Source organism: Frankia sp. CoWAU3 (assembly GCF_977971855.1).
Map to the genome: position 1 here is coordinate 1 of NZ_CDWWXB010000213.1, position 2,111 is coordinate 2,111.

Annotated in this window: 1 protein-coding gene; it reads left to right on the forward strand. The window is 70.9% G+C overall.

The window, feature by feature from the left end; genetic code table 11:
• Nucleotides 1-362 precede the first annotated feature (362 nt).
• A partial coding sequence (gene hrpA, locus AC08ON_RS15550; RefSeq protein ID WP_476617219.1) for an ATP-dependent RNA helicase HrpA occupies nt 363-2,111 on the forward strand: 1,749 nt, incomplete at its 3' end.

The following is a 2,111-nucleotide window of genomic DNA, read 5'->3' on the forward strand; positions in this document are numbered from 1 at the left end:
GCCTGAAAGTAACCATCGAACCCGAACAGCCCGCCGCCTGACCACCCAGGAGGAATAGCCACAACCGAACAGCCACGCTGTGACGCCGAGCCCGACCACCCGGCGCGGTCAGCCACGCCTGCAACCGACCCAGCCCACACCGGAAATCCTCACCTCAGGGGAGCAAGACACGGTCCAGGGACCGCAGACCGTGCTCAGGTCCCCAAAATTCGCCGGGCGAAGAGTCGTCGCCACCGCCCGACGGGCCGGAGGAACGCAACGCTGCCGGGACAGCTGTGCCCTAGGCTTGACGACGTGTGGAAAGGCAGCTCTTGAATCCTCCCGCCACGCCGCCGCAGCAGCCGTCACCGCCGGCAGACCCGGTGCCACCGGCAGAGCTGTCCGCGCGGCTGACCGGGTTGTCTCCTCGCGACGCCCATCGGCTGGGCCGACGGCTCGCCGAGAGCCGGCGCACCCGCGAGCCCGCCGCGCGCCAGCGGGCCCTACAGGCCATCGCCGCCGAGGTGGAGCGGGCATCGCTACGGGTGGAGCGGCGCCGGGCCAGCGTTCCGACGCTCGACTACCCCGACATCCTTCCGGTCACCCAGCGCAAGGACGAGATTCTCGCCGCGATCCGGGATCATCAGGTGGTCGTCGTCGCCGGGGAGACCGGGTCCGGCAAGACCACTCAGCTACCGAAGATCTGCCTGGAGCTCGGCCGCGGGGTCCGGGCGATGATCGGGCACACCCAGCCGCGCCGAATCGCCGCGCGTACCGTCGCCGACCGCATCGCGGAGGAACTGCGCACCCCGGCTCCCCAGATGGGCGGCATCGTCGGCTACCAGACCCGGTTCACCGACCAGGTGCACGAGAACACGCTGGTCAAGCTCATGACGGACGGCATCCTGCTGGCCGAGATCTCCTCCGATCGCCAGCTGCGCCGCTACGACACGCTCATCATCGACGAGGCGCACGAGCGCAGCCTCAACATCGACTTTATCCTCGGCTACCTGCGGTCGCTGCTCCCCCGCCGGCCGGATCTCAAGATTGTCATCACCTCCGCGACGATCGAGACGGCCCGGTTCTCCGCCCACTTCGCGGGTGCCCCGGTCATCGAGGTGTCCGGGCGCACCTATCCGGTCGAGGTCCGCTACCGCCCGCTCGTCCCGGCGGCCGGCGGACCAGCCGGCGGCCCAGCCGGCGCGCGGAGGACCGGCAGGGAGAACGGCGAGGCCGAGCGCGACCAGACCCAGGCCATCAGCGAGGCGGTCGACAAACTGTGCGCGGAGGGCCCGGGCGACATCCTGGTGTTCCTCAGCGGCGAACGGGAGATCCGCGACACCGCCGAGGCACTCACCCGCGAGCAGCGGCCGAACACCGAGATCGTGCCGCTCTACGCCCGCCTGTCCGCCGGCGAGCAGCACCGGGTGTTCCAGCCGCACACCGGACGGCGGGTGGTCCTGGCCACCAACGTCGCCGAGACCTCGCTGACCGTGCCGGGAATCCATTATGTGATCGACCCGGGCACCGCCCGGATCTCCCGCTACAGCCACCGCACCAAGGTGCAGCGGCTGCCCATCGAACCGATCTCGCAGGCCTCCGCCAACCAGCGCAAGGGGCGCTGCGGGCGGACCGCCGACGGCATCTGCATCCGCCTCTACAGCGAGGAGGACTTCGCCGGCCGGCCGGAGTTCACCGATCCGGAGATCCTGCGGACGAACCTGGCCTCGGTCATCCTGCGGATGGCCGACCTTGGCCTCGGCGAGATGGCCACGTTCGGGTTCCTCGATCCACCCGACCCCCGCCAGATCAGCGACGGCGAACTGCTCCTCGCCGAGTTGGGGGCGTTCGACGCCACCGCGTCCGATCCCCGTCACCGGATCACTCCCCTCGGCCGGCGGCTGGCGCAGATCCCGGTGGATCCCCGGCTGGCCCGCATGGTGCTCGCCGCCGACGAGCAGGGCTGCCTGCGCGAGGTGCTCGTCATCGCCGCCGCGCTCGCGATCCAGGATCCCCGGGAGCGCCCGGTCGAGCACCAGCAGGCGGCCGACGCCCGCCACGCCCGGTTCGCGGACCCGACCTCGGACTTCCTGGCGTACCTGAACCTGTGGAACTACCTGCGCGACGCCCGC